At 57.6% G+C, this 1,407-nt stretch carries 2 protein-coding genes; both read left to right on the forward strand.

Going from position 1 to position 1,407, the window contains the following annotated elements:
- A partial coding sequence (gene proB / locus ACR0DK_RS20495; protein WP_480737923.1) for a glutamate 5-kinase occupies positions 1–836 on the forward strand: 836 nt, incomplete at its 5' end.
- A 39-nt stretch (positions 837–875) separates the two neighbouring features.
- Positions 876–1,407 (forward strand): aldehyde dehydrogenase family protein (locus ACR0DK_RS20500; RefSeq protein ID WP_480737926.1); only part of this gene is annotated, 532 nt, incomplete at its 3' end.

A 1,407-nucleotide genomic window follows, 5' to 3' on the forward strand; every position in this document is an offset into this window, starting at 1 on the left:
ATGAAGAATATCTCGCCCCGCATGGGATCACGGCCGCACAAATCCTGCTGACCTTGGATGATAGCGAGGATCGGCGGCGCTATTTGAACACGCGCGCGACTTTTGCAACGCTTCTCGCACAGGGTGCTGTTCCCATCGTCAACGAAAATGACACTATTGCCACTGATGAAATCCGCTATGGCGACAATGATCGTCTGGCGGCGAATGTGGCCGCCATGGCGGGCGCGGATCAATGTATTTTGTTGTCAGATGTGGATGGGCTTTATTCCGCCAACCCTTCACAAGACCCAAGCGCCATACATTTCCCCGTGATCCATGACATCACCCCTGAGATCGACGCGATGGCAGGCGATGCGGGAACGGGTCTGTCAAAGGGTGGAATGAAAACCAAACTGATGGCCGCACGCAATGCCATGAGTGCAGGATGCGCCATGGCGATTGCCCAAGGGGCGTTGAGTGCGCCCCTTTCGGCGATTGAGGGCGGCGCGCGGGTGACATGGTTTATTCCAACACTCGACCCCCAAGATGCGCGCAAGCGTTGGATTTTGGGAATGAAGCCCAAAGGCAGCCTGATCTTGGACGCAGGCGCGTTGCGCGCGCTCAATCTGGGGAAGTCTCTGCTGCCTGCTGGGGTGCATAAGGTTTCAGGCAGTTTCTTGCGCGGCGATCCTGTAGAACTGCTTGGCCAAGACGGCGCGCATATCGGAATTGGCTTGTCGCGCTATAGTGCCGATGAAACCAAGATTATTGCAGGCCATCATTCTGATCAGATTGAAGAATTACTTGGCTATCCAGGGCGCGCGGCCTTGGTGCATCGCGATGACATGGCCTTATAAGGGAGGGTTGTGCTAGTGACAGAAGATATCACAGGATTGATGAACGGCCTATGCTCGGGCGCGAAAACTGCGGCGCGCGCCTTGGCCATAGCATCGGCTGAACGCAAACATGCAGCCCTGATTGGCGCGGCAGACTATGTGTGGAAATTCCGCGCGGATATTCTGGCCGCGAATGCGCAAGATCTGGATTGCGGACGTGGAAAAGGGCTGACAGCGGCGATGATGGATCGCCTCACCCTGACCGAGGATCGACTGCGCGATATCGTGGGTGGCCTGCGGGCGATTGCAGAACAGCCCGATCCGATTGGCGCCACGATTGCAGAATGGGACAGGCCCACAGGGTTGCATATCGCCCGCGTGCGCACCCCGCTTGGCGTGATTGGCGTCATCTATGAAAGCCGCCCCAATGTGACTGCGGATGCAGCGGCGCTATGCCTGAAATCTGGCAATGCCGTGATCTTGCGGGGGGGATCGGAAAGCTTTCATTCTTCGCGCGCCATCCATGCCGCGATTGTGCGTGGCATTACTGAGGCTGGCCTGCCCGCAGAGGCCGTGCAAATCGTGCCAACAC

The organism is Ruegeria sp. CE6 (genome assembly GCF_056537485.1).